Below are 3,387 nucleotides of genomic sequence, written 5' to 3' on the forward strand. Positions count from 1 at the left end.
AAACTGAAATAAAAAATAGAGTCTCAGGAACTTGATTCTGAGACTCTATTTTTTATTTTAAACAGGAAAGCATAATTTTCTCTAATTCTTCTTTACTTAAATTATCTGCAAGAATTGTAACTTGATAAGTATTATTCTTTCCTTTTGCAGGAACAATCATCTTCATTACTTTAAATTTATCCTTTGTATTTTCAGATAAACTTATTTTTGTCCCGACTAATTCATAATTAGTTATCTTTTCACTAGTCCCTACTATCCCCTTCAGCGAATCTTCTCCTTGATCTCTAACTGCAGATTGATACACCATATATGCGGAATCTTCATTTCGATATTCATAAACAATAGTGGGATCTATTTTTTTAATAGCCAACGGTGTTTGAACATCTTCTCCACTTAGTTTATACCCTTTTACTACATACGTTGGTGTCTTAATTTGAAAATCAAGATATTCCTGTGCTTCCTTTTTAGTCAAATTAAAGTGTGAATAAATTTTCTGTCTAAATGGTCCTATTTCTTCATCATTTTTCTCATATTTCTTTTGCTCTTCTGGGTCTAACTTGTCAGGACTTCCTACTAATTTTACTTTTTTACCCAAAGTATATGCCTCTGTTTCTAAATCAATAAATCGCTTAAATTCTTCTTTCGTAAACAGATTTTGCGCCACTCCAACTTCTGTAAGTAAATTATTATATTCTCCTTCTGAAACAAAAAATTCTGCTTCTGCCTGTTCTTTTGTACCAATCATTTTTTCTACAATTTGATGTATAGGAATATCGGTTTGTGTTTTTAATTCTTTCATATTATTTTTCACTTCTATTTGTTGTTTCTCAGGGCTAGTCGGCTTATCGGCACGGGCATTTAATAAGGATACAGATGATACTGCAATAATTGCCACAACTCCTAGCGCAGACCAACGATACGATTTTTTTTGGAATTTTTTAATCATTAGAATTCTCCTTTTTAACATCCTTTTGTTTTTACTGAAATTTGCCACACTCGGTACTTGATAATAACTTGAGTAATGTTCCAAAAGGCTAATAATAGTATGTCCATACGCGATTTGTTCCTCTGCATCTATACATGTAAGAGCTAATGCATCACATGCTAGTTCTTGATCTTCCCGCATACATGAGTAGGCATACCAAAGAATGGGATTAAACCAATTTAAAATGAGTAAACCATGCATAAGCCAGTTCACACCGACATCTCTTCGCTTGATGTGAGCCAATTCATGATGGAAAATATATCGTAACTGTTGTTCATCTAATACTTTCATATGTACAGTTGACAATAACAACTTGGGCCGAATAAATCCGAACACTGTTGGACTGAAAACCTTTCCAGATACAAGTAGAGGGATATCTCGTTGAACAGACATAGATTGCTTACATTTTTCAAAAATCCGGATAATTTTCTCATCTGTAATATCAGGTTGTTTTTTTATGTAAAGTAGTAAACGCCTGTTCATAATAAATGTAGCAAAGCTTAGAAGAATAACGCCAGTAAGCCAGATGTATATACAGATTGTATAGAATGGAACCGTCCCATCATCCTGCTTTTCATTATTGTCTGTTTGTGACTTGTTTGCCTGATCAGTTTGTGTTGAACTTGAGGTATAAGTATCTTCTTTTGTAAGAACCTTTGTATTGTCTATACCTTTCAATTCTTGCATGCGTTCTTGTGAAGGAAAAATAGCTACAGGGGTTCGGCTAGAAATGAATGCATCATTATTCTTGTAAGTAAGAACAGAATAGATACTATAGGAACTATCTGGCGACCAAGGTAATACAAGTCTTATTATTAATATAATCCATAGCATGTATTGCCAACGTGGAGTTAACTTATTTCTAAACAAGACCTTGATACATAAGATTAGGCCCACTAATATGCTCGCCATAATAGTGGTCTCTATCAACCAATCGAAAAAATGAGGAAGATAGACATTAATAAACATTTCTATCATTATAATCTATCCTTCCTCTGATTTTCCTCACTCTTCTCATCCAGGATACGTTTAAGTTCGTTAATGTCTTCTGAAGACAGCTTTTCTTCTTTCAGGAAATTTACCAGCAAGGGCTTAAATGCTGCACCATAGAAACGTTTAAGTAAAGATTTCGTTTCTACTTGTAAATAACTATCTTGCGAAACCAAAGGATAATAAGCGTACATACGCCCTTTATCTTGATGGTAAGTAACTGCTTCTTTGTGAACTAATCGATTAATTAGTGTTCGAATCGTTTTGGGTTTCCAATCCATTTTCTTCTCCAACTCTTCAATCACTTCATTTGCTGTTTGTGGAGATTTTGACCACAGTACTTTCATTACTTCTAACTCCGCTTCTGAAATTTTAGGTAATTCTTTCATTAATTTAAATTACACCTCCCTCGGATTACAAGTGTAATCTTTAACTGAATATTACACTTGTAATCTTTCGTTGTCAATCTTATTTTATATTTGTGAAATCCTTTCCTATGCCCATCAACATACGAACGAAGAAAATTAACATCGCTCAGATTGTTCCATCTCTTCCTAGCTGATAGCTATCTCTCTCATTTATACAGTGATACAAGATTTTTCTTCTAGTGGAATGTATTCCGCCTCTTTTAGCTTATGAAAAGGGCGTAATTGTACACTGTATATCGTATTTCCCGCTGCTCTCATTCCCGAGAAAAAATAAATTTCTCCTTCTATTTCGTAGGCAGGACGTATGATTAGCCCTTTTTGACTTTCATATTGAACATGGCCACTTTCAACGATTCCTTCATTTAACAAGGCATCTCGAGCATTTGTATAGTCATTTCAAAAATCGGTATGAATCGTTCTATAAGACATTGTATCCCTCCAGTGGTTTGATGTGTTGCGTTTAGCTATGTGCATCCAAGTGTCTAGCATCTATTTTTAATGACATATACGTTTAAATTCAATGTAGGAAAACATAATTCCTAGTTTGTTCTTGTTCTTTTATGAAAAAGTAACATTTGTCATGTTGTGTTTATAGAATCCAAAAAGAGTAGCACCCTTTTCAGGTACTACTCTATCTTTACGCAATTGTATATATGGATTAATATCCAAGTATGCCGACAATTTGAGTTGCTTTGTTATTACGAATTGAATAATAAATTTCTAAGCCTTTACGTTCAGCTTTTAGTACTTTACCCTTCATTTTCGATAAATGTTGTGAAACAGATGATTGGGGTATCTCTAAAATTTTTGTTAGCTGCGAAACATTAAAAGTATTATGTTTGCTTAGCTCGTTTACAATACGTAAACGAATTGGATGTGCCATTATTTTTAAAATTTCAACATCTTCTTCAGTAATATTAGTTTTTTTTGATTCCAGTACTGTGCTTGTCATAGCTATTCTCCTTTATTACTTTCTTATAAGAA

4 protein-coding genes are annotated in these 3,387 nt (G+C 33.3%); all 4 read right to left on the bottom strand.

Annotated features, from left to right (window positions below; all coding sequences use genetic code 11):
- Positions 1–52 precede the first annotated feature (52 nt).
- The 4 genes from ACQGS6_RS25025 to ACQGS6_RS25040 all read right to left on the bottom strand — a co-directional run bounded on the left by ACQGS6_RS25025 (position 53) and on the right by ACQGS6_RS25040 (position 3,355).
- Positions 53–1,963, bottom strand: a complete 1,911-nt coding sequence (locus ACQGS6_RS25025) for a M56 family metallopeptidase (protein ID WP_426965772.1) — start codon at positions 1,961–1,963, stop codon at positions 53–55.
- Entirely contained in the window at positions 1,963–2,364 is a 402-nt protein-coding gene (locus tag ACQGS6_RS25030; RefSeq protein WP_000661428.1) for a BlaI/MecI/CopY family transcriptional regulator, read from the bottom strand. Before ACQGS6_RS25030 ends, ACQGS6_RS25025 begins: the two co-directional genes overlap by 1 nt.
- A 189-nt stretch (positions 2,365–2,553) precedes the next feature.
- Positions 2,554–2,772 (bottom strand): hypothetical protein, encoded by a 219-nt coding sequence (locus tag ACQGS6_RS25035; protein ID WP_000931199.1) that lies wholly within the window; start codon positions 2,770–2,772, stop codon positions 2,554–2,556.
- A gap of 289 nt (positions 2,773–3,061) precedes the next feature.
- A complete protein-coding gene (locus ACQGS6_RS25040) occupies positions 3,062–3,355 on the bottom strand; it encodes an ArsR/SmtB family transcription factor (protein WP_000204906.1) in 294 nt (97 codons plus the stop codon).
- Positions 3,356–3,387 lie beyond the last annotated feature (32 nt).

The sequence above is a fragment of the Bacillus sp. GMs2/2 genome, from assembly GCF_050172095.1.
GTDB lineage: Bacteria > Bacillota > Bacilli > Bacillales > Bacillaceae_G > Bacillus_A > Bacillus_A cereus.

Excerpts from the sequence above, each read along its gene's own strand:
- ACQGS6_RS25025 (WP_426965772.1), bottom strand. The coding sequence starts at position 1,963 with ATGATAGAAATGTTTATTAATGTCTATCTTCCTCATTTTTTCGATTGG.
- ACQGS6_RS25040 (WP_000204906.1), bottom strand. The coding sequence starts at position 3,355 with ATGACAAGCACAGTACTGGAATCAAAAAAAACTAATATTACTGAAGAA.
- ACQGS6_RS25030 (WP_000661428.1), bottom strand. The coding sequence starts at position 2,364 with ATGAAAGAATTACCTAAAATTTCAGAAGCGGAGTTAGAAGTAATGAAA.